The organism is Pseudomonas psychrophila HA-4, from assembly GCF_000282975.1.
Classification (GTDB): Bacteria; Pseudomonadota; Gammaproteobacteria; order Pseudomonadales; family Pseudomonadaceae; genus Aquipseudomonas; species Aquipseudomonas psychrophila_A.
The window spans coordinates 96,291-119,489 of the sequence record NZ_ALJC01000100.1 but is presented as its reverse complement, the minus strand read 5'-3'; the positions used below and the strand labels follow the sequence as shown (position 1 = coordinate 119,489).

Genomic DNA, 23,199 nt, shown 5'->3' with positions numbered 1-23,199 from the left:
CTCATTTTTGATAGACATCACTCCACTTCTGCGCAAAGCGACCTAAACTTGGGGCATTAATTCCTTTAGGTTCTGAACATGCTCGAAATTTCTGCGTTTAACTCCATGTTAATTCCCATTGTTTGCGGCATGTTGCTGCTAACCATTGGCTTCACTTTCCGCGACAGCAAACCGGGCGTCTTATCAATATGGTTTGGGATGCTGCTGATCTTCGGCACCATCATTTTTAAAATTCTCGCCAAACTGAATCAATAAGCGTCCGAATTTTTGCAGCGTGCCCGCGATCACTTAGTTTATGAGTAACAAGAAATGAATGATCGCGAGGCCTAGCGTACACTCGGCCAATCCGTACTCTTCGAGGTTGATCGCCTAGTGTTTCTTCGTCTCTTTGCCCTGCCCTATTGCCTGCTGGTTTGCTTGCTGACCTTAGTGCCTCTGACTTCGGCCCACGCCGTAGGTGTCACCAGCCTGCTTGGCAGCTCAGATAAAACCCAGGTGCAACCGAGCGAGCCGCTAGGCCAATCGTTGGACGAGGTGATCAAAAATCTGGAGAACGATCAGCAACGTAGCAAGCTGCTGACCGACCTCAAAAAGCTTCGTGACGCAACCAAAAAAGCCCAGCCCGGAGCTGAAATCGGGGTATTGGGCCTGATTGGCAGCACCCTCGCCGACCTCGAAAAACAGTTTTCCGGCAGCGACAGCCCGACCTCGCGCTGGACCGCCGAAATCGAACAAGCCAAAGATGAGCTGGTGGCATTGATGCTCCCGGCCAATGAATGGGTGCCCATCATTTTCGCCTTTGCGCTGATCATCATGGTCTGGAGCCTGTTGGCGGCGCTGCTGATTTGGGTCAGCCACCGTGTACGCCTGCGCTTTGGACTCAGTGAAGAACTGCCGCAACACCCCAGAGCCGTCGATATGCTGCGCTTTGCCTTGCGCAAACTAGGTCCGTGGCTGGTGGCGCTGGTGATCACGGTGTACATGAGCTACGCCTTGCCGTCGTCACTGGGCAAAGACCTGGCGATGGTGCTGGCCTACGCATTGGTGATCGGCACGTGCTTTTCAGCCACGTGCGTCATCCTGTTTTCGTTGCTCGACGGGCCGCATCGCCATCGGGCTCTGCATATTTTGCGGCATCAGGCCTTTCGCCCCCTGTGGTGGATCGGCAGCTTCGCAGCCTTTGGTGAAGCGCTTAGCGACCCACGACTGGTCGCCACCCTAGGCGTCCACCTGGCGCACACGGCTGCCACCTTCGCCAACGTGATGGCCGCACTGTCGACCGGGCTGTTTATCATCCGCTTCCGCCGCCCCATCGCGCACCTGATCCGCAACCAGCCACTGTCGCGCCGCCTCACGCGTCGCGCCTTGAGCGACAGCATCGATATTCTCGGTACCTACTGGTACATCGCGGCACTGATTCTGGTGGGTATTTCACTGTTCGCCACCTTCCTCTCGGCGGGCGATACCAGCACCGCCTTGCGCCAGTCACTGATCTGCGCCGTGTTGGTGGTGTTGTGCATGGTGATCAACGGGCTGGTGCGCCGCCATTCACAAAAACCGCAACGCGGCCCTAAACGCCATGCCCTGTACTCCGAGCGACTCAAGAGTTTTGTCTACACCTTGGCGCACCTAGTGGTCTGGCTCGTGTTCCTCGAACTCGGGTTGCGGGTTTGGGGCTTGTCACTGATCACCTTTACCGAAGGTGAAGGACATGAAATCAGCGTCAAACTGTTTGGGCTGGCTGGCACGTTACTGTTTGCCTGGCTGGTCTGGATTCTGGCTGACACCGCCATCCATCATGCCTTGACCCGTTCACGCAAAGGCGTGGCCAACGCCCGTGCACAAACCATGATGCCGCTGATTCGCAACGTACTGTTTGCGGCCATTTTCATCATCGCGCTGATTGTCGCCCTCGCGAACATGGGCATGAACGTCACGCCACTGCTGGCCGGTGCCGGTGTGATCGGTCTGGCCATTGGTTTTGGTGCCCAGTCGCTGGTCGCTGACTTGATCACCGGCTTGTTCATCATTATCGAAGACTCGCTGGCCATCGACGATTACGTGGATGTCGGCGGACACTTGGGCACGGTTGAAGGCCTGACAATTCGCACGGTGCGCCTGCGCGACATTGACGGCATCGTGCACACCATTCCGTTCAGCGAAATCAAAAGCATCAAGAACTATTCCCGAGAGTTCGGTTACGCGATCTTTCGCGTCGCTATCCCTTACAACATGGAAATCGACGACGCGATCAAGCTGATGCGTGATGTGGGGCAAAAGATGCGCAACGACCCGTTGCAACGCCGCAACATCTGGTCGCCACTGGAGATCCAAGGTGTGGAAAGTTTTGAGTCGGGCAGCGCGATTTTGCGCGCACGTTTCAAGACCGCGCCGATCAAACAATGGGAAGTATCGCGGGCGTTCAACCTGTCGCTCAAACGCCATCTGGACGAAGCCGGGCTGGACCTAGCAACGCCGCGCCTAAGCGTGCAGGTGGTGACGGCAGGTAGCGGGACGTTGCAAAAGGAGTAATCCCGAACACACCGAACCTAGAGCGAGCTTGCTAGCGATCTTTGAAAAGATCAAAAGATCGCCAGCAAGCTCCTTGACGGGTTAGGTTCAGCGCTCCAGCACGTCTACCCCGACATGGATCGCGTCATGTCGCCAATACTCCAAGTCGCAGTCGATCAAGCGTTCGTGCTGGTCGTAGTTGACCCGCTCAATCCTCAATCCAGGGCTGCCCGTCGACACTTTGAGCGTTGCCGCCGCTTCAACGGGCAATGCCGTAGGGACGATTTCAAAACGCACCCGCCCGTAATGCAAGTCGTAGTGCCGGGCATACAGCTCAGTGATCGACTGGGTCAGGTCGCATTGGAGAATGTTCGGGAAGTATTGCGGGTTCAGGTAGTGCTCGACATACAGCACCAAACGCCCATCAATCCGCCGCCCCCGGCAGATCTGGATCACGCTGGAAAACGCTGGCAGTTGCAAGCGCGCGCACACTGCCGCCGAAGCGGGTTGCAAACGCGCAGAAATCACCTCAGTGGTCGGCACCCGCCCTTGGGCGCTGACCATTGCATGAAAGTGACTGCGCTGCATGAGGTTGTAAGCCAGGCGCGGCGGTGAAATAAACCACCCTCGACGCTCCTCTCTGTACACCAAGCCTTGGGCTTCAAGCTGTAGCAACGCTTCGCGAACGGTAATGCGGGTAGTCGAGAACAGCTCGCTGAGTTTGCGCTCCGCAGGTAACTGGCTGCCGCACGCCAATAAGCCGTGTTCAATTTGTTCTTGCAGCGCCAATCCAATGGCTGTCACCGCTTTGGGTGCACCTTCTCGCATCAACGTTACCTATCTGGACTAGTCCAGCACCAAATGTGGGCAGGCTTGGCCTGCAAAACACTCAACTCTTGGGGTGGCAAGCCTAGGCAATGCACATGACTGTTCGATGACACTCACGCTGGCTTTTGCCACCAGCCCCATACCCGCTGGGGCTTGGACCATGGTCTACGCTTAGCCGAAGCCTGTGGCCGTGTCCGTAAAAGGGCTTGCATAACCAATGCCGACATTAAAGTGTCATGGACGCGGCTTAAATTGGCTCAGGTATTGCTGACCTAGACCAACCCACTGCAAAAAAATCAAAAAAACAGCGTTGATAACGCCAAAGGAGCTTCGGATGAAACAGTTTTTCCTGGCATCACTGTTAGGCACCAGCATCGCCCTTTGCACCTCGGCCATGGCCGCCGATGTCGATTTGAAAGCCCTCGAAACAGCTGCCAAAGCTGAGGGTGCCGTTAACAGTGTCGGCATGCCCGATGACTGGGCGAACTGGAAAGGCACGTGGGAAGACCTGAACAAGCTGTATGGCCTCAAACACATCGACACAGACATGAGCTCAGCCCAGGAAGTGGCCAAGTTTGCTGCCGAAAAAGACAACGCCAGCGCTGACATTGGCGACGTGGGTGCCGCCTTCGGCCCGATCGCTGTGGCCAAGGGTGTGACCCAACCGTACAAGCCAACCACGTGGGATCAAATCCCGGCCTGGGCCAAAGACAAAGACGGTAACTGGGCGCTGGCCTATACCGGTACCATCGCGTTCATCGTCAACAAAAAGCTGCTGCACGGCTCAGATGTCCCAACTAAATGGTCGGATCTGAAATCGGGCAAATATAAAGTCTCGATTGGTGACGTAAGCACCGCCGCTCAAGCTGCCAACGGCGTTTTGGCCGCGGCCATCGCCAATAAAGGCGATGAAAAGAACATTCAGCCAGCCCTGTTGATGTTTGCTGACATCGCGAAACAAGGCCGCCTGTCGCTGGCCAACCCGACCATCGCAACGATGGAAAAAGGCGAAATCGAAGTGGGCGTGGTCTGGGACTTCAACGGTCTGAGCTACAAGGCAAAAATGGCCAACCCGGATGACTACGTGGTACTGATCCCGTCCGATGGCTCTGTCATCTCGGGTTACACCACCATCATCAACAAATACGCCAAACACCCGAACGCAGCCAAACTGACCCGCGAATACATCTTCAGCGATGCAGGCCAAACCAACCTGGCACGTGGCAACGCGCGTCCGATTCGTGCCGAGCACCTCACGCTGCCCGCCGATGTCCAAGCCAAGCTGCTGTCTAACGATCAGTACAAGAATGTGACCCCGATCAAAGACGCCGACGCGTGGGAGAAGACCTCCAAGTCCTTGCCTCAGAAGTGGCAGGAAGAAGTCATCATCAACATGAACTAAAGGACTGACCAACCCCTGTAGGAGTGAGCTCGCTCCTACAGATTTAGTGCTTTACCCCGGAGTCGCAGTGCATGAGACACAAGGTTATTTTGGTGGTACTCGACGGACTCAACTACGACGTTGCCCGCCATGCCATGGGGCATTTGCAGGCCTATGTCGGCGCAGGACGCGCAGCACTTTACACACTCACCTGCGAATTGCCGGCGCTGTCGCGGCCTCTTTATGAGTGCATTCTCACGGGTGTACCACCCATTGAAAGCGGTATTGTCCATAACAATGTGTCGCGCCTGTCCAACCAACGCAGTGTTTTTCATTACGCCCGCGAGGCTGGTTTGAGCACCGCAGCCGCGGCCTATCACTGGGTCAGCGAACTGTATAACCGCTCGCCGTTTGTCGCCGCCCGCGACCGTCACACCGATGACAACGATCTGCCCATTCAGCATGGGCATTTTTATTGGAACGACCACTACCCCGATTCCCATGTGTTTGCCGATGCCGAAAGCCTGCGCGTGCGCCATGCGCCGGACTTTTTAGTGGTGCATCCGATGAACATCGACGATGCCGGGCACAAGCACGGCCTCGACACCCCGCAATACCGCAACAGCGCGCGCTCGGCCGACATTATTCTGGCCGACTATCTGCAAGGCTGGCTCGATGCCGGCTACCAGGTCGTGGTCACCGCCGATCACGGCATGAACAACGACCGCTCGCATAATGGCCTGTTGCCCGAAGAGCGCGAAGTGCCGCTGTTTGTGCTGGGCGAAGCGTTCAGTCTCAACCCGGACGCCACACCTAAACAAACCGAACTGTGTGGCACGATTTGCCAGTTGCTGGATGTCGTCCACGACAAACCGTTTTGCCAAGACTTACTGAGGCCCACGTCATGACTCGAGGTAAATGGCTGGGCTTATTGTGCTTGGTGCCTTTCGCCGTCGTTTTCATCGTGTTCCAGATCGCCCCGCTGGTGTGGGTGATGATTCATAGCGTGCAATCGGAAGAAACTGGTTGGGGTCTGGACAACTTCAACAAGATATTCGCTTCAAAATTCTATTTGCAGGCGATCCAGCACAGTCTGGAAATCAGTTTCTGGTCCAGCGTGTTCGGGATTGTGATCGCCGTGCTCGGGAGTTATTCACTGCACAAGGTCGATTCACGCCTGCGCAATTTTGTGAATGCCTTCGCCAACATGACCAGCAACTTCTCCGGCGTGCCACTGGCGTTTGCCTTCATCATTCTGCTGGGCTTTAACGGCAGCATCACGATCATGCTCAAACAGGCGGGGATCATCGAAGATTTCAACCTCTACTCGAAAACCGGCCTAATCATTTTGTACACCTACTTCCAGATTCCACTGGGGGTGTTGCTGCTCTACCCAGCCTTCGATGCCTTGCGTGAAGACTGGCGCGAGTCGGCAGCCTTGCTCGGCGCCAACAGTTGGCAGTTCTGGCGCTATATCGGCGTGCCGGTTCTGACGCCAGCACTGCTCGGCACCTTTGTGATTCTGCTGGCCAACGCACTCGGCGCCTACGCCACGGTGTACGCCCTGACCACCGGCAACTTCAACGTGCTGCCGATTCGCATCGCCGCGATGGTGTCAGGCGACATTAGCCTGGATCCGAACATGGCCAGTGCGCTGGCCGTGATTTTGGTCGGGTTGATGACCTTAGTGACGCTGGTGCATCAGTGGCTATTAAAGAGGAGCTACCATGTCGCGCGCTGAAGCCGGGACTGCCAGCGTTTACCACCGCAGCGTGGTTTACCTGCTGTTCATCATTTTGCTGTTGCCGCTGCTCGGCACCTTTGTGTATTCGATTGCCAGCAGTTGGTCAGCCACCGTGTTACCCAGTGGCTTTACTTTCAAGTGGTACCTACAACTGTGGAGCGACCCACGTTTTTTGACTGCATTCGGGCATTCGCTGCTGATTTGCGTCGGGGCGCTGGTACTGTCCGTAGTGCTGATTTTGCCCTTGTTGTTCGTCGTGCATTACCACTTCCCCAAACTCGACGCGCTGATGAACATCCTGATTCTGCTGCCATTTGCCGTGCCGCCAGTGGTGTCGTCGGTCGGTCTGCTGCAACTGTACGGCTCCGGGCCAATGGCCATGGTTGGCACACCCTGGATTCTGATCGGCTGTTACTTCACCGTGGCCCTGCCGTTCATGTACCGGGCCATCACCAACAACCTGCAAGCCATCAACCTGCACGACCTGATGGACGCCGCCCAACTGCTTGGCGCGAGCACTTGGCAGGCAGCGTTTCTGGTGGTGCTGCCAAACTTGCGCAAAGGCTTGCTGGTGGCGTTGCTGCTGTCGTTCTCGTTCCTGTTTGGAGAGTTCGTCTTCGCCAACATTCTGGTCGGCACGCGCTACGAAACCTTGCAGGTGTTCCTCAACAACATGCGTAACAGCAGCGGCCATTTCACCAGCGCGCTGGTGATCTCCTACTTCCTCTTTGTACTGGTGCTGACGTGGGTTGCCACCTTCCTGAACAAGGACAAAAGCCAATGAGCTTCGTCAGCGTCGAACAACTGCAAAAAACCTACTCCGGCACTCCGGTGTTTAGCGACATCAATTTCACCATCAGCAAAGGCGAGTTCGTGACCCTGCTCGGCCCTTCCGGCTGCGGCAAGTCCACATTGCTACGTTGCATCGCCGGGCTGACGCCGGTGGATCAAGGCAAGATTCTGCTCGATGGCCAAGACATCGTCCCGCTCAACCCGCAGAAACGCGGGATTGGCATGGTGTTCCAGAGCTACGCGCTGTTCCCCAACATGACCGTTGAACAAAACGTGGCCTTCGGCCTTCGCATGCAAAAGGTCAAGGCGGATGACAGCCACAAGCGGGTGGCCGAGGTGCTGCAACTGGTGGAGCTCAATGACTTTGCCAAACGCTACCCGCACCAGCTCTCCGGTGGCCAATGCCAACGCGTCGCGCTGGCCCGTTCGCTGGTAACACGCCCGCGTTTACTGCTGTTGGATGAACCGCTGTCGGCACTGGACGCACGCATCCGCAAACACTTGCGCGAACAGATCCGTCAGATCCAGCGCGAACTGGGGCTGACGACGATTTTCGTCACCCACGACCAGGAAGAAGCGCTGACCATGAGTGATCGTATTTTCCTGATGAACAAAGGCCGAATCGTACAAAGCGGTAACGCCGAAAACTTGTATGCCTCTCCAGTAGATGTGTTCGCCGCAGGTTTTATCGGCAACTACAACCTGCTGGATGCCGAAACGGCCAGCCGACTGTTGCAGCGCCCGGTCACCAGTCGTATCGCCATTCGCCCGGAAACCCTAGGTTTGAGCCTGCAAGGCGAGCCGGACACGTTAATACACAACCATAGTCTGCTGGGCAATGTGATCCGCTATCGCGTAGAAGTACGCGGCGTGGAACTGGTCGTCGATGTACTTAACCGCTCACCGGCCGATCTGTACCCGGATGGTCAGCGCGTGGCGCTATCCATCGATACCAGCACCTTATGTGAGGTAGCCTGATGCGTTTGAGCATGATGAAGAGGGAGTTGTACTGATGGCCCTGGCAATTTTTGATCTGGATGAGACCTTGATACACGGCGACTGCGCCACCCTGTGGAGCGAACAAATGGGCCGCTTGGGCTGGGTCGACCCCAAGTCGTTCATGCAGCGTAACAACGAGCTGATGCATGCCTACAGCCAAGGCCAGTTGAAGATGGAGGACTATATGGCCTTCAGCCTAGAGCCCTTGGTGGGCCGTACGCCTGAAGAAGTCGAGCATTTGGTCGGGCCGTGGGTTGAAGACTTCATCGAGCCGATCATTTTCAGTGATGCGACCAAAACCATTGCTGAGCACCGCAAGGCAGGCGACCGCATTTTGGTTATTTCAGCGTCGGGCACGCATCTGGTCAAACCCATAGCCGAGCGCTTGGGCATAGATGAAGTGCTGGGGATCGAACTGGACGTGGCCCATGGTTTTTACACGGGTAAAACCGTCGGCACCCTGACCTACCGCGAAGGCAAAATTACCCGCCTGCTGGAGTGGATGGACGCGCAAGAAGAAAACCTCGAAGGCGCGAGTTTTTACTCCGACTCTCGCAACGACTTGCCGTTGTTGCTCAAAGTGGATCACCCGCATGTGGTCAACCCGGACCCGGTGTTGCGTGAACACGCTGAAAAGGCCGGGTGGCCGATTCATCATTGGAAGTAAGGTCAAAAACACCCACCCTAGCCCTCTCCCGCAGGGAGAGGGAACTGATTGGGGAATATTCAAGATTCGCAGCGACATCAACGTGCTATTTCGAATCCATAATCGACGCGGTTTCTCAGGTCGCTGACTACCTGAAGACTACTCGGTTAATCCCCTCTCCCCCCGGGTTAGGGTGAGGGAAAATGGCCGTTTTAAACCAAGCTCGCGTCGATCACTAACACCAGCTTGCCCGACACCTGATTACCGGCCAGTTCGTCAAACGCCGCTTGCGCCTCTGCAATTGGGAAGGTTTTGGCCAACTGTGGGCTTAAACGACGCTCAGCGAACAACGGCCAGACCTGCTGACCCAGATCGCTTAACAAATCAGCCTTGAACTGATCATCACGGCTGCGCAAGGTCGAACCCAGCAACTGGATTCGCTTGCCCAACACCAATGCCAGGTCCAGCTCAGCTTTGCGCCCGCCCATCAGGCCAATCAACACCCAACGCCCGTCCAGCGCCAGCAACTTGAGGTTGGACTCCACATAATTGGCGCCCACTGGGTCCAGCACTACGTCAAACGGGCCAAACGCTTTAAGGCTGTCCAGCCCTTCTGTGCGCACAGCGCCACCCTGCGCGCCCAACGCCTCGCAATAGGCCAAACGCTCGGCCGAACCGACCGTCACCCAGCACGGGCTGCCAAAGGCTTTGCACAGCTGAATAGCGGCTGAACCAACTCCACTTGCTCCGGCATGCAACAGCACTTTTTCGCCGGGCTTCAGGGCCGCCAGTTGGAACACATTAAGCCAGGCGGTGCTGTACACCTCGGGCAATGCCGCCGCTTCAATCAGCGACAAACCTTCCGGCACGGGCAAGGCATGGCGCGCATCAACGACCACCTCCTCAGCCATACCGCCGCCCGCCAACAGCGCGCACACCCGGTCGCCGACCTGCCAGGAAGAACCCGGCCCCACTTCACTGATCACGCCTGAACACTCCAGCCCCAGCATTTTGCTGGCGCCCGGCGGTGGCGGATATAAACCCGCACTTTGCAGCAGATCGGCGCGATTCAGCCCCGCAGCCGCCACACGAATCCGAATTTGCCCTACATCGCAGCGTGGGCTTGGCTCTTCAACCCATGTCACTTGACCTTCAACGCCTTGCAATGCTTTCACAGTGCCTCCATAGTGAGTCTGGACTGAGCCCGGTGCTGTTGCATCGGGCTTCTTGCATTATGCGGCCGGTCCTTCACGGAACCGGCGACTTCAAAGACGGCCTAATATGCGTTATCAATTGCCCCCGCGTCGAATCAGCATGAAGCATTTATTCCCTAGCACCGCACTTGCCCTCTTCATTGGCTTAGGCGTTTTGCCGTTCTCGGCCACTACGTTCGCCGCTAACAGTTGGGATAACCTTCAGCCAGATCGTGATGAGGTAATTGCCAGTCTTAACGTCGTTGAGCTGCTCAAACGCCATCATTACAGCAAGCCGCCACTGGATGACGCGCGTTCCGCGATCATCTATGACAGCTACCTGAAGCTGCTCGACCCTTCGCGCAGTTACTTTCTGGCCAGTGATATCGCCGAATTCGACAAATGGAAATTCCAATTTGACGATTTCCTCAAAAACGGCGATCTCAACCCCGGCTTTACCATGTACAAGCGCTATCTGGACCGCGTGAAAGCGCGCCTAGACTTCGCACTGGCCGAGTTGAACAAAGGCGTTGATTCGTTCGACTTCACGGCCAAGGAAAACTTGCAGATTGATCGCAAGGACGCCCCATGGCTCAAGACCGAAGCCGAACTCAATGACCTGTGGCGCAAACGCATCAAGGACGAAGTCCTGCGTCTGAAAATCGCTGGCAAAGAGCCATCGAAAATCCAGGAACTGCTGACCAAGCGCTACAAGAACCAATTGGCGCGTCTGGACCAGACCCGCAGCGAAGACATCTTCCAGGCGTATATCAATACCTTCGCCATGTCGTACGACCCGCACACCAACTATCTGTCGCCAGATAACGCGGAGAACTTCGACATCAACATGAGCCTGTCGCTGGAAGGCATTGGCGCCGTGTTGCAGAGCGATAACGACCAAGTGAAGGTTGTACGTCTGGTACCAGCAGGCCCGGCCGACAAAACCAAACAGGTCGCTCCGGCTGACAAAATCATCGGCGTTGCCCAAGGCGACAAAGAGATGGTCGACGTCATCGGCTGGCGTTTGGACGAAGTGGTCAAGCTGATTCGTGGCCCTAAAGGCTCTGTGGTGCGCCTGGAAGTGATTCCGGCCAGCAACGCGCCTAACGACCAGACCAGCAAAATTGTGTCCATCACCCGTGAAGCGGTGAAGCTTGAAGAGCAGGCGGCGAAAAAATCGATCCTGAACCTCAAGCAAGATGGCAAAGACTACAAACTGGGCGTGATTGAAATCCCGGCGTTCTACTTGGACTTCAAAGCGTTCCGCGCTGGCGACCCGAACTACAAGAGCACCACCCGCGACGTCAAAAAACTGCTAACCGAGTTGCAGAAAGAAAAAGTCGATGGCGTGATTATCGACCTGCGCAACAACGGCGGGGGTTCGTTGCAGGAAGCGACCGAGCTGACCAGTCTGTTTATCGACAAGGGTCCAACGGTACTGGTGCGCAACGCTGACGGTAAAGTCGACGTACTCGAAGACGAAAACCCGGGGGCGTTCTACAAAGGCCCAATGGCGTTGTTGGTCAACCGTTTGTCGGCGTCAGCGTCGGAGATTTTTGCCGGGGCCATGCAGGACTACCACCGTGCACTGATTATCGGCGGCCAGACGTTCGGCAAAGGGACGGTGCAAACCATCCAGCCACTGAACCACGGCGAGCTGAAACTGACACTGGCCAAGTTCTACCGCGTGTCCGGTCAGAGCACCCAGCATCAGGGCGTACTGCCTGACGTTGCCTTCCCGTCGATCATCGACACCAAGGAAATCGGTGAAAGCGCGCTGCCAGAGGCCATGCCGTGGGACACCATCCGTCCTGCGATCAAGCCTGCGGCAGACCCGTTCAAGCCGTTCCTGGCGCAACTCAAGGCTGAGCATGATGCACGCGTGGCTAAAGATGCCGAGTTCATCTTTATTCGCGACAAGCTAGCCCTGGCCGACAAACTGATGGCCGAGAAGACCGTCAGCCTCAACGAGGCAGAGCGTCGCGCCCAGCACGCTGACATCGATGCCAAGCAGTTGGTGATGGAAAACGCCCGCCGTCAGGCCAAAGGCGAAGCACCGCTCAAGGAAATGAAGAAAGAAGACGAAGATGCACTGCCGGTCGAGCCTGAAAAGACCAAGCCAGAAGATGACGCCTACCTGAGTGAAACCGGGCGGATTCTGCTGGACTACCTCAAGCTCAACTCACAGGTAGCCAAAAAGTAAGGCACCGTCTCAGTCCTGTAGGAACGAGCTTGCTCGTGATCTTTTGAGGATTAAAAGATCGCGAGGCAATCTCATACGACAGTGTAAAAAAGGGCGGGCCGCTAAATGCGGCCCGCCCTTTTTTGTCCTTACTGAGCGCCTAGCGCGTAATGCTTGGCCAATGCAGGATCGGCCAGCAATCCTGGTCCGCCCTGCCGATACAACTCAACCAGCTTGAGCGAAGCCAATGGGTGCCCGCCTTTAGCCGCTAATGCCCACCAACGTGCCGCCTCAGCGGCGTCCGGGCCTCGAACAGTCGTGCCAGCCAAGCTAAATACGCCGAGCTGATACGCCGCCTTGCCATCACCGCCTAACGCCGCGAGACGCAACAAACGCACGCCCTCCTCACGCGCACCCAGCCCTTGGCCACGAAAGGCCAAAATGTGCCCATAGAAGCTCTGAGCACGGGTATCGCCCAGGTTGGCCATGCGCGCAAACTGCCCTTCCATCCAGCGCCACAAACGCGGCTGACGCATACACCATGGCCGGTGAAACAATTTGCGCGCAACGGTATAGCTCACACGGGCCTTTAGCCGGAACAGCACTCACGCCTCCTCATGTTCGTAGGCATGTTCAAACACCCGAACCACCTCCGAGGCATGCCACGATGCTGCCGCAACACCGTCTGGTGGCCCGGAAAAACGTCCCAACCGCTCCACACATTCAAAAAAGCCAGTACGCGGCAAACGGCTGGCCCCCTGACTGATAACCAGCGAACTGCGCAATGGCTGCTCGGCCTTGGCATCCATAGCAGCCAAGTGCTCCAGCGCAGACGTCAGGGTCAGCATGGCCGGACTGGGCAACTGCAAACGCTCCAGCAGCGCGCGATACGTTAGCAAATGGCGCTGTCGTCGCGCCTGATTAAGCTCAGCCAATAACCCATCCCAGTGTTGGCGACTGATGCGCACGCTCATGAGGCTTCCCTCCAGCCCGCCACACCCAGCTCCCAAGCCAGGCTACGGCGAATGGCAAGATCCGGCAGACGTTCGCCGGTTTCGATCATTCCAAGGTACGAAGGGCTGATGCCTACCGTACGCGCCAGCACCTCTAGCGCCAATCCCTTGCCTTCGCGTAAGCCGCGCAACTGATCAAGCCCAGGCAATGCCTGCACGGGCTCTGGCGGCTGTCGCTCAGATTCAGGAGTGGTTGTTGCCGTAAGCGCAGCTACCTGATCATTTAAACCCGCGGCCTTAAGAAGCGCCTGGTAGCTATCCCATGAGAGAACCGCGTATTCGGGTTCACCATCACGCTTGATAATTTGAAGATCCATTGCTAAACCCCGTCAGACTTTTATTCAGATCGAGTCGGAACTTTCCTTAGAAGCTTAATCCTAACAGCAGCCAAGGTCTCTGGGGTTTTGATCTTTGCGAGGCTGCATCGGCTGAGCGGCTGCGAATAACCCAAAAATCGACAAATGTTATCCACACAAATTGTGGATAACCTTGTGAACAGAGCTGATTTTCATCGCTGAAAGCCACGGCCCGCAAGGGCTGCGCTCAGATCGGGCATTTTTTACACACATAAAAAAACCCATAAATTCATTGACTTGCTGGCCCGCAGCTACTAGCCAATGCGACTGATGGGGGAAATTGCAGATGATCAAGCCTGGGTTTAAACCGCCATTTAAACCCCAGAAACGACAACGCCCCGTCGAGACGGGGCGTTGTGCTTACAAAAGGCTACTTATTTAGCAGCGTCTTGCTCAGGTTTTGCAGGGTCTTTGATGCCCAGCAGTTCCAGGTCGAATACCAGCACCGAGTTGGCCGGGATCGACGGGCTTGGGCTTTGTGCGCCGTAAGCCAGCTCGCTAGGGATGTACAGTTTGTACTTCTCGCCTACGTGCATCAATTGCAGGCCTTCTACCCAACCCGGAATCACACCGCTCACCGGCAGATCAATCGGGCTGCCACGCTCTACCGAGCTATCAAACACTTTACCGTCGATCAGCTTGCCTTCGTAGTGAACAGTCACAACGTCGGTTGCTTTTGGCTGTGGACCATCGGCCTTTTTAATCACTTCGTATTGCAGGCCAGAAGCGGTGGTGACAACGCCCGCTTTCTTGGCGTTTTCTTCGAGGAATTTTTTACCTGCGGCAGAGGCTTCGTCGCTCATTTTAGCCAGACGCTCTTCAGCGCGCTTTTGCAGGGCGGCGAACGCTTCAATCAGCTCGTCATCCTTAAGCTTTTGATCTTTTTTGCCAACGGCATCTTCGATACCCAGGGCTACGGCTTTGGAATCCAGATCATCCATGCCTTCTTGAGCCAAGCTTTTGCCCATGTTCAGGCCAATGCCGTAAGAGGCTTTTTGTGCCGGGGTTTTCAGCTCTACGCTGGTCTGCGAATCGCAACCCGCCAGTACCAGGCTTACCAGAGCCACAGCTGCCGCCAACCGATGCTGTTTCATGCTATTTCCTTGTTCATGCGCCAAATGGGCAATCGAATAAAGCCGCGAGCTTATCAGGCGGCCGCAACCAATGGCTACCGGCATGAGAGAGACAAATCGCGGATAAGTTCACGGGCTAATCACAATTCATAATTACCGCAACTTTTGCTAACACTTCAAGCAATCTGTCAAACCTGAACCTCACATTACCGAACAAACCGCTAGCCACTTGATGCTAGACGTTACCTGAGGCATAAGGCTGTAAAAATTCTTACAAGGAGCGTTACTGTGCGTTTGTTTTACCGTGTGTTGGCAGGGTTAGCCGTAATTTTGGCACTGGGGATTTGCACCGTTATTTATTTCATCGCCAACCCAAAACTACCCGCCTACGTGCCCCCGCAGCAATTGCACTATCTGGATCAATGGAGCCCGTCCGACCGGCAAACCTATTACTACACGCCTCAGGGCACGCAAGTGAAAGGCCTGCATTACGACTGGTTCAGCGCCCTTGAGCTACCTTTTTCAAAGCAACCGTTTGCCGCGCCTGAGTACCTGGCGCGTTTTGGCTTTCTGATCGACCCTAAACAGCATGCCAGCGCAGCTAACCCGGCCAACTTGCCCGTGGGTTTCACCCGCCATCAAAACCCGGGTAGCCAGGTTGAGTACCTCGACATCACCTGTGCGGCCTGCCACACCGGCGAACTGCGCTTTAAAGGACAAGCGCTACGGATTGACGGCGGCCCGGCGCAACACGTGCTGCCGTCAAGCGTACCGACCCTGCGCGGTGGCAGCTTTGGTCAGGCGCTGGTCGCCAGCCTCGCGGCCACGTATTACAACCCTTGGAAATTCGAGCGTTTCGCCCGCACCGTACTGGGCGACAAGTACGAATCGCAGCACCAACAGTTGCGCAACGACTTCAAGGCCTCGCTCGACACCTTCCTCGCGGTGGCTTGGAACGACACCCATCGCGGCCTGTATCCCACCCTGGAAGGTCCGGGCCGCACCGATGCGTTCGGCCGAATTGCCAATGCCAGCTTTGGCGACGCGATTTCACCCGACAACTATCGGGTCGCCAACGCCCCGGTGGACTACCCGCATCTGTGGGACATGTGGACGTTCGACTGGGTGCAATGGAACGGCTCGGCCCAACAACCCATGGCGCGCAATATCGGTGAAGCCCTGGGCGTGGGCGCCACCCTGAACTTCTTCGACAACCATGGCCAGCCTCTGCAAGGCGAAGACCGTTACCCATCGAGTGTTCGGGTCCGCGACTTGAACCTGATCGAAGAAACCCTGCAAAAGCTCAAGCCACCCGTCTGGCCCGAAGCCCTGTTCGGCACGATTGATCGCCCGCTAGCTGCCAAAGGCCGCGCACTGTTCACCGAGAACTGTGCCGCTTGCCACGTGCCAGCGGTGGTTGAAGAGAACGGACGCAGGGTCAAGCAACTCAACATGCTGCCGGTCGAGGTGATCGGCACCGATCCCAACACCGCCAATAACATCGCCGACAACCGTTACGACCTGAGCGCTCTGCAATGGGACCCCGCCGAACTCGCCACCCTAAACGTGGATTTGTACCCCAAAAGTGAGCAGCCGCTGGACATGCACCAGCTGTCGGTGGCCAAAGGCTTGGCATACGTCACCGCCTTTGTCGAAAAGCACGCGTATAAAGAAGCCAATATCGGCCCTGAAGAACAAGCGCGCCTCAACGGCTACGGCCTGCCGATTGGCGTGATGGAGTTACGCGCTTACAAAGCGCGACCTCTGGACGGGATCTGGGCCACAGCGCCCTACCTACACAACGGTTCGGTACCTACGCTGTATCAACTGCTTTCGCCGCAATCAGAACGTGACCAGACCTTCTATCGCGGCAGTTTTGAATACGACCCGCGCCACTTGGGCTATCGCACCGACGCCTTTGACGGCGGTTTTGTGCTCGACACGCGCATCAGCGGCAACCACAACAGCGGCCATGAATTTCGTGCCGGCCCCCTCGGCAAGGGCGTCATCGGGCGCCAGTTGCAGCCTGAAGAACGTTGGGCGCTGCTTGAGTACCTGAAAGTGCTTGGCGGCCCACTCGAACAACAGTTGCCCACCGAATAATGGTTTAAAAGGATGTTTGCATGCTGACCACTTTATGGCTTCGACTCGGTACCTGGCTGAGCAAACTGTTGCTGACCCTAATCGTACTGGGACTGCTCGGCTGGGCGCTGGCAACAGGCTGGTATGCCTGGCAGCAGCGCGGCCCGGTGTCAGCTCAGGAGCAGATCCCGGCAGATGAGGCCGCGATGACTCAAGACACCATCCAAACCGCGATCAAAATCGTCGACCAACACCGCGAAAACACCCGCTACCTGCGCGACGCCCACGCCAAGGCCCATGGCTGCGTCAAAGCCGACGTGCAGGTGCTGGATGACCTCGACCCGGCCTTGCGTCAAGGCGTGTTCGCCAGCCCCGGCAAAACCTGGCAAGCGGTGATGCGCCTGTCAAACGGCAATGCCTACCCGCAGTTCGACAGCATCCGTGACGCGCGCGGCATGGCGATCAAGTTGCAGGACGTGCCGGGGACGCAGTTGCTGGCGAGCCAGCAAGGTCGTGGCGAGCAGGATTTTGTGATGTTCAACCATCCCAACTTCTTCGTCAGCGATGTCGCCGAGTACCGCCAGAACATCGCCGCCCAGGCTGACGGCAAAAAGGTGCTGGCTTTCTTCCCCTCGTGGAATCCGGACACTTGGCAAGTGCGGCACTTGTTTATTGCCTTGGCCACTTTGGCGCCTGCACCGGCCAGCCCGACGCAAACCACCTACTTCTCGGTATCGCCGTATAAGTTTGGCTCAGCCAACGCAAAATTCCGCGTGGCACCCGACCCGGACAGTTGCCCGGCGTACACCCTGCCCGAGCAAAATCAAAAACTGCCGAACTTCCTTCGCAATGCACTGAACCAGCAGCTATCCACAGACCGGGTGCCAGCGTGTTTCGTGCTGCAAATCCAGCGCCAAGACGCCAATCGCTTTATGCCGATTGAAGACACCAGCATTGAATGGAAAGAGTCAGATGCGCCGTTCCAAACGGTTGCGCGGATCACCGTACAACCACAAGACTTCGACACCCCAAGCCAGAACCTAGCGTGTGACAACCTCTCGTTCAGCCCGTGGCATGGCATTGAAGAGCACCGGCCGCTTGGCGGCATAAACCGCCTGCGCAAAGCGGTGTACGACTCCGTGAGTCAATACCGACACAGCCGCAACGCCGAGCAATAAGCGCAACCTAGGGATGTCATGTTCGCGCTGCATACACCGCATTGCCCGCGTCCTCGGCCAACCGGCGGAACACCAGCGCCGATGCCATGCAGGCCAACCCACACAGCACCAGCATCCAGGCGACGTCGCTGGTCTGCGGTACGGCGTGGCCACGTATGTCCATCAACACCCCGAGCAACGCCGCAACCAACCCTACCGATAAACTCATGCTCAATTGCACGGTCACCGCTGACAGGCTGCTGGCACGGCTGCTGAGTGCTGCGGGCACATCCGCGTAGGTCAGGGCGCCAAGGGTGCTGTACTGCAACGAACGAATCACCGCACTGCCAAACAGTATTAGTACGATCACGCTGTAGGGCGTGGTGCTGGTGAAGCTGGCACAGGCGGCCAAGGTTAATCCGGTGAGCACGGCATTGGTGATGAGCGTGCGGCGGATGCCGAATCGGCGCACCACACGCACTGCCAGCAGTTTCATCAGAAAAGCCCCTGCGCCCCCGGCCAGAGTCAGCAGACCGGCGTGCAAGGGGCTCAGGCCAAAACACAGTTGAAACATCAGCACCAGTAAAAACGGTAAAGACGAGGTGCCCAGTCGCAACAGATTACCGCCCCAAAAGCTGATGCCATAACTGGGGATACGCAGCAGTTTCAGATCAAGCAACGGCTCGGCGTAACGTCGCGAATGACGCAGGTATAACGCGCCACACACCACCCCGACGCCGACCATCAAAGCCACCCAGTGTCGCGGCAGCAGGCCGTGCCCGAGGGCTTCGAAGCCAAACACCAGCGCCGCCATGGCGATTGCACTGAGCACCAACCCGCGCATGTCTAGACCCCGCTCACGGACACCGGGGTAATGCGGTACATGGCGCAGCACCAGCACGATACCGACCAGACCAATGGGCACATTGATCAAAAAAATCCAGTGCCACGACAGGTAGGTCACCATCAGCCCGCCCAACGGCGGGCCGATCATGGGGCCGATCAACGCCGGGATGGTCAGGTACGACAAATTGCGCAACAGGTCTTCACGCGGCGACCAACGCAGCAAAATCATTTGCCCCACGGGCACCATCATGGCCCCCGCTGCGCCTTGCAGCATGCGCGCCAGACACAGTTGCAGCAGTGAGCTTGAGGCTGCGCACGCCAGCGACGAGACGATAAACAAGATGATCGCCACCACAAACAGTCGACGCGGGCCAAAGCGATCCGCGGCCCAGCCACTGACCGGCACACACAGCGCTGCCGCCAGCATGTACAGAGACACCACCAGGTTCATGCGGATGCTAGGCGCGCCGAAGTCGCTGGCCATTTGCGGCAAGGCGGTCATTACCACCGTCGAGTCGATCAGTTCCATGCACAGCGCGCAGCCAATAATCATCGGCACGCGACGCGACAGTGGTGGTGAGTCCTTCACGCAGATCCCTTCAAATCGCCAACTTCAAAAAGTCGAACGACATACGGCGCCCGCTCTCCAGGTGCGGGATGGCTTCCAGCAATGCCTGGGTATAAGGATGTTGCGGGTGGTCGAACACATCGCGCACGCGGCCGCTCTCGACCGCCACGCCATCCTTCATCACCAGCACGTCGTCGCTCACATGGTTGATCACCCCAAGGTCATGGGAGATGAACAGGCACGCCAACCCCAGCCGTTGTTTGAGGTCATCCAGCAGTTCGAGTATCTGCGCCTGCACCGACACGTCCAGCGCCGAGACCGGCTCGTCGCAGACCAGAATCTGGGGCTGCGCCGCCAGTGCTCGGGCAATGGCGATGCGCTGGCGCTGACCGCCCGACAACTCGATAGGCCGACGCTCCAGCAAGGCCGCATCCAGGTGCACCAACGCCAGCAGTTCTTCTGCACGGGCGGCCCATTCACTGCGTTTATGGCCTGCCACCTCCAGTGCTTCGCTCAACACCCGGCGCACGTTGTAGCGCGGGTCAAACGAACTCAGCGGGTCTTGAAACACCACCTGAATGCTGCGTCGCAGTTGGCGTTTTTCCACGGCAGACAAGCTCAACCACGGCTGCCCCTTGATCTGGATGTCGCCGCTGTCAGGGGTTTCCAGACCAAGGATCATGCGCGTGAGGGTGGTTTTACCCGAACCGGACTCGCCCACGATGCCCAGGGTTTTGCCACGCCGCAGTTGCAGTGACACGTGGTTGACCACTGTGCGCAACGTGCCATCCGGCCCCTTAAAGGCTTTGCTCAGCGCGTTGACCTGCAACAAGGGCGGGGTGTGTTCTGCCTGCGTCGGCACAATGGCCAATGGCGTGCGCGCCGCTCCTTGGGTGCGGCGAAAGTGTACCGCCCTGCCCGCGCGCAGCAGGTATTGAGTGTAAGGATGCTGCGGATCGTGCAGCACCTCGTCGACGCTGCCTTGCTCGACAATAATGCCGTTGTGCATCACCGCCACCCGATTGGCCAGCCGCGAGACCACGGCCAAGTCATGGCTGACGATCAACATTGCGGTGCTCTCCCCGCGCAGGGATTCAAGCAAGGCCAGCACCTGCGCCTGCACGGTGGTGTCGAGTGCGGTGGTCGGTTCGTCGGCAATCAGCAAACGCGGGTTACAGGCAATGGCTGAGGCTATCAGCGCACGCTGACGCAAGCCGCCAGACAGTTGATAAGGAAATTGCCGCGCGCGCAATTCAGGCTCCGGCACCCCCACCGCGCGCAGTAATTCAATGACTCGGGCTTCGCGCTGCGCCCGATCCAGATCGGTGTGCAAGTGCAACGGCTCGGCAATTTCTTTGCCGACCGGACGCAATGGGTCGAGCGAGCCCAGCGCGTCCTGCATCACAAAACCAATCTGCGCACCGCGCACCTTGCGCCACGTGCGCTCATCAAACTGACGCAAATCTTGCCCGGCAAACGCTAAGCGGCTGGCCTGCACCTGCGCCCCAGCACCCGTTAGCCCGGCCAGCGTACGCGAGGTCACGCTCTTGCCCGAGCCAGATTCCCCCACCAACGCCAAGCACTCGCCGCGGTGCAGCTGAAAACTAACGCCCTTAAGGGTCGGGGCTGCATGGCTGCCAAAGCGCACCTGCAGGTCTTGAACATCAATCAGCGGTTGCGTGCTCATGAACGTTTACCTTCGCTGCGACGCAGCAGTTCGCGGCCGATCACACTGATCGAAACCACGGTCAATGTGATTGCCAGCGCCGGCCAGGCCACGAGCCACCAAGCGTTGGCCAGGTAGTTGCGGCCCATGGCAAGCATTCCACCCCATTCAGGCGCAGGCGGCGCGGCACCAAAGCCTAGAAAGCTTAGGGCGGCACCGTTAACGATGTTGCCGCCAATACCAATGGTGGCGAGGATCAAAATCGGTTTGATTGCATTGGGTAGCACATGCCGCAGGATCACTGAATGCCGGGGCAGACCCAGCGTGGTGGCGGCCTCGACGTAACCGGCGCCGCGCACCACCAAAGTTTGAGCCCGCACCAGTCGCGCATAACGCGGCACGTTGGCGATACCGATGGCGATGATCAGGTTCAGTTGCCCCTGACCGAAGAACGTGATGACCACCAGCGCCAGCAACAGGTCAGGGAATGCCAGCAGCACGTCGACGAGGCGCATCACGGCGCCGTCCAACCAGCGCGGTCCAAGCCCCGCTGCCAACCCGAATACCGTGCCAAACAGCAGGCCAATCGCCGTGGCTGACACACCCAGTACCAGAGACGGACGCGCGGCGTACACCAGCCGGGTGAGGATGTCGCGACCGTTTTCATCCGAGCCCAGCCAATACTGACTGCCGGGCGCGCTATACGCCGCACGGGAGATTGCTTGGAACGGGTCGCCCGCCACCAGCCAGCCCGGCTGGATGGCCGCGATCACCAACAGCAGCACGAACAACCCTGCCAGCAGAAGGCCCGGACGCACGGCCCAACGCCGCGTGCTGCGCGGGCGGGCGATGTGGATCAGGCCAGCAGGTACGTTTTGATTAATCGACAGGCTCATGGTTGCGGCTCCTAATGTGCGGCTCACACCGCACTGGCTTCATCGCGGGTGGCGCCGTGCGCGCTGTCCTGCTCATGCAGCGCACGCCACGCAGCACCAGGGCTGATGCCATTGAGGTAGTAATTGCCCAGCGCCCGCTCGCGGTAGATGGCCGGGTTGTGCGAGGCCAGCGTGCGAGCGTTGCGCCAATGCCGATCAAGGCGCCGGGCTTGGCTGGTGGCCGAGGCACCGCCGACTTCAAATAGCAACGTGGTGGCTTCAAGTACCTGCTCAAGCACCACTTGCTGGGCCTGAAACGTGCGGATGTCGGCTTCGACGTAGTCGGCTTCCTGCGCGGTTTCGCTCAGTTCCGCCTGATGCACGTTTTCCAGCACCTGCGCCGTGGCCAGCACCAGGGTTTCGCTGGCGAAGGCCAGACTCGACAGACGACCAATCACCCGCTGCACCAGCGGGTCATCTTTAGGGCTGGATTGACCCGGCACACCAAACGCACGGGTGCGCCCTTGCACAAACTCAGTTGCATCGCGCAACGCGGCACGGGCAATACCGGCCAAAGTGGCGAGGTGGAACAGTTGGTAGAACGATGAGATGTACGACTCGGCTCGTAACTCGCCGGGTTTAAAGCGCCGCAGTACGTGCTCGTCAGGCACCGCGACGTTGTCGAAACGGGTGGTGCCGCTGCCGCTCAGGCGCTGGCCAAAACCATCCCAGTCATCTACCCGGGTCACGCCGGGTGCATCCACGGCCACCACCACGCTGAAAAAATCCTTGTCGTGCATGGCCACGGCGGCTACCCAATCAGCGTAGATCGTGCCGGTGCAGTAATACTTTTCGCCATTTAGCCGCCAGCCGTCTTCTGCCGCTGCCAGAGACACCGAGTTGGTGCTGCTGTCGCTGCGCTCTGCCATGGCCGCGCCCCACAATTGCCCGGCCACCACTTTAGCGAACCAGTAATCCTGAGAGGCCACATCGCGGCTGGCCAGGCGGCCTTCGACAAAGCCGAAGTGCGCCCGCACGATTTGCGGCAGGTTCGAATCAGCCTCGGCCAGATCAATCAACAGGCCAAATAACACCGGTAAGCTGATGCCTGCACCTGCGTGCGCCTGTGGGACGCGCAGCGCGCTAAACCCCGCATCACGCAGCAGGTTCACGGCGTCAAACGCCAACTGGCGCTGCTGCTCACGTTCGATGGCGCCCGCAGCAATCTGTTCGAACAGGGGTTTGAACCGCGCCTGCAGCACGCGGTAAGAGGTTTGCTCAGTCATG

21 protein-coding genes are annotated in these 23,199 nt (G+C 57.9%); 11 read left to right on the top strand and 10 right to left on the bottom strand.

Features of this window, described 5'->3' with window-relative positions; all coding sequences use genetic code 11:
- Positions 1 to 78 precede the first annotated feature (78 nt).
- Positions 79 to 255, top strand: coding sequence for a hypothetical protein (locus tag B347_RS26715; protein ID WP_019410758.1), 177 nt, complete (start codon positions 79 to 81; stop codon positions 253 to 255).
- Positions 256 to 372: 117 nt separating this feature from the next.
- Entirely contained in the window at positions 373 to 2,532 is a 2,160-nt protein-coding gene (locus B347_RS0116300; protein WP_019410757.1) for a mechanosensitive ion channel family protein, read from the top strand.
- Between the two features lie 87 nt (positions 2,533 to 2,619).
- Here B347_RS0116300 and phnR read toward each other — a convergent pair whose 3' ends face one another.
- Positions 2,620 to 3,339, bottom strand: a complete 720-nt coding sequence (gene phnR / locus B347_RS0116295; protein WP_019410756.1) for a phosphonate utilization transcriptional regulator PhnR — start codon at positions 3,337 to 3,339, stop codon at positions 2,620 to 2,622.
- A 334-nt stretch (positions 3,340 to 3,673) separates the two neighbouring features.
- On the opposite strand from phnR, the gene B347_RS0116290 reads away from it, so the two are divergent.
- From B347_RS0116290 to B347_RS0116265, 6 genes are all read left to right on the top strand, one after another.
- Positions 3,674 to 4,741, top strand: coding sequence for an ABC transporter substrate-binding protein (locus B347_RS0116290; RefSeq protein WP_019410755.1), 1,068 nt, complete (start codon positions 3,674 to 3,676; stop codon positions 4,739 to 4,741).
- A 71-nt stretch (positions 4,742 to 4,812) separates the two neighbouring features.
- Positions 4,813 to 5,628: an alkaline phosphatase family protein gene (locus B347_RS0116285; protein WP_019410754.1), complete on the top strand. Its 816-nt coding sequence runs from the start codon at positions 4,813 to 4,815 to the stop codon at positions 5,626 to 5,628.
- Positions 5,625 to 6,461, top strand: a complete 837-nt coding sequence (locus B347_RS0116280; RefSeq protein ID WP_019410753.1) for an ABC transporter permease — start codon at positions 5,625 to 5,627, stop codon at positions 6,459 to 6,461. Before B347_RS0116285 ends, B347_RS0116280 begins: the two co-directional genes overlap by 4 nt.
- Positions 6,448 to 7,248 (top strand): ABC transporter permease, encoded by an 801-nt coding sequence (locus B347_RS0116275; RefSeq protein ID WP_019410752.1) that lies wholly within the window; start codon positions 6,448 to 6,450, stop codon positions 7,246 to 7,248. The genes B347_RS0116280 and B347_RS0116275 overlap by 14 nt, the downstream gene beginning before the upstream one ends.
- Positions 7,245 to 8,234, top strand: a complete 990-nt coding sequence (locus tag B347_RS0116270) for an ABC transporter ATP-binding protein (RefSeq protein WP_019410751.1) — start codon at positions 7,245 to 7,247, stop codon at positions 8,232 to 8,234. Before B347_RS0116275 ends, B347_RS0116270 begins: the two co-directional genes overlap by 4 nt.
- Positions 8,235 to 8,268: 34 nt before the next feature.
- Positions 8,269 to 8,922 carry an HAD family hydrolase gene (locus tag B347_RS0116265; protein WP_019410750.1) on the top strand — a complete coding sequence of 218 codons (654 nt, stop codon included), beginning with the start codon at positions 8,269 to 8,271 and terminating at the stop codon, positions 8,920 to 8,922.
- A gap of 191 nt (positions 8,923 to 9,113) precedes the next feature.
- Here the strand turns inward: B347_RS0116265 and B347_RS0116260 are convergent, their stop codons facing one another.
- Entirely contained in the window at positions 9,114 to 10,076 is a 963-nt protein-coding gene (locus B347_RS0116260) for a zinc-binding dehydrogenase (protein ID WP_019410749.1), read from the bottom strand.
- A gap of 139 nt (positions 10,077 to 10,215) precedes the next feature.
- On the opposite strand from B347_RS0116260, the gene B347_RS0116255 reads away from it, so the two are divergent.
- Positions 10,216 to 12,297 carry a carboxy terminal-processing peptidase gene (locus tag B347_RS0116255; protein ID WP_192812385.1) on the top strand — a complete coding sequence of 694 codons (2,082 nt, stop codon included), beginning with the start codon at positions 10,216 to 10,218 and terminating at the stop codon, positions 12,295 to 12,297.
- 128 nt (positions 12,298 to 12,425) lie between these two features.
- On the opposite strand, the gene B347_RS0116250 is transcribed toward B347_RS0116255, so the two are convergent.
- The 4 genes from B347_RS0116250 to B347_RS0116235 all read right to left on the bottom strand — a co-directional run bounded on the left by B347_RS0116250 (position 12,426) and on the right by B347_RS0116235 (position 14,739).
- Positions 12,426 to 12,881: a tetratricopeptide repeat protein gene (locus tag B347_RS0116250; protein WP_019410747.1), complete on the bottom strand. Its 456-nt coding sequence runs from the start codon at positions 12,879 to 12,881 to the stop codon at positions 12,426 to 12,428.
- The gene (locus tag B347_RS0116245; protein ID WP_019410746.1) at positions 12,882 to 13,250 is read right to left on the bottom strand and encodes a hypothetical protein; all 369 of its coding nucleotides are present in this window, start codon (positions 13,248 to 13,250) and stop codon (positions 12,882 to 12,884) included.
- Positions 13,247 to 13,606 carry a helix-turn-helix domain-containing protein gene (locus B347_RS0116240; protein WP_019410745.1) on the bottom strand — a complete coding sequence of 120 codons (360 nt, stop codon included), beginning with the start codon at positions 13,604 to 13,606 and terminating at the stop codon, positions 13,247 to 13,249. The genes B347_RS0116245 and B347_RS0116240 overlap by 4 nt, the downstream gene beginning before the upstream one ends.
- Before the next feature lie 413 nt (positions 13,607 to 14,019).
- On the bottom strand, positions 14,020 to 14,739 hold the full coding sequence (locus B347_RS0116235) for an FKBP-type peptidyl-prolyl cis-trans isomerase (RefSeq protein WP_019410744.1): 720 nt from the start codon (positions 14,737 to 14,739) through the stop codon (positions 14,020 to 14,022).
- A 267-nt stretch (positions 14,740 to 15,006) separates the two neighbouring features.
- Here B347_RS0116235 and B347_RS0116230 point away from each other — a divergent pair, with 267 nt between their 5' ends.
- Together B347_RS0116230 and B347_RS0116225 are read left to right on the top strand one after the other, a co-directional pair.
- Positions 15,007 to 16,821 carry a di-heme-cytochrome C peroxidase gene (locus B347_RS0116230; RefSeq protein ID WP_019410743.1) on the top strand — a complete coding sequence of 605 codons (1,815 nt, stop codon included), beginning with the start codon at positions 15,007 to 15,009 and terminating at the stop codon, positions 16,819 to 16,821.
- Positions 16,822 to 16,841: 20 nt separating this feature from the next.
- On the top strand, positions 16,842 to 17,978 hold the full coding sequence (locus B347_RS0116225) for a catalase family protein (RefSeq protein ID WP_019410742.1): 1,137 nt from the start codon (positions 16,842 to 16,844) through the stop codon (positions 17,976 to 17,978).
- A 16-nt stretch (positions 17,979 to 17,994) separates the two neighbouring features.
- On the opposite strand, the gene B347_RS0116220 is transcribed toward B347_RS0116225, so the two are convergent.
- From B347_RS0116220 to B347_RS0116205, 4 genes are read right to left on the bottom strand one after another with little or no spacing between them, the layout of a single operon-like run.
- The gene (locus B347_RS0116220; RefSeq protein WP_019410741.1) at positions 17,995 to 19,356 is read right to left on the bottom strand and encodes an MFS transporter; all 1,362 of its coding nucleotides are present in this window, start codon (positions 19,354 to 19,356) and stop codon (positions 17,995 to 17,997) included.
- Between the two features lie 46 nt (positions 19,357 to 19,402).
- Complete coding sequence (locus B347_RS0116215; protein ID WP_019410740.1) at positions 19,403 to 21,058, bottom strand: dipeptide ABC transporter ATP-binding protein; 1,656 nt, start codon at positions 21,056 to 21,058, stop codon at positions 19,403 to 19,405.
- Positions 21,055 to 21,933, bottom strand: coding sequence for an ABC transporter permease (locus B347_RS0116210; protein ID WP_019410739.1), 879 nt, complete (start codon positions 21,931 to 21,933; stop codon positions 21,055 to 21,057). The genes B347_RS0116215 and B347_RS0116210 overlap by 4 nt, the downstream gene beginning before the upstream one ends.
- A 23-nt stretch (positions 21,934 to 21,956) precedes the next feature.
- A complete protein-coding gene (locus B347_RS0116205) occupies positions 21,957 to 23,198 on the bottom strand; it encodes an acyl-CoA dehydrogenase family protein (protein ID WP_019410738.1) in 1,242 nt (413 codons plus the stop codon).
- Between the last annotated feature and the right edge of the window lies 1 nt (position 23,199).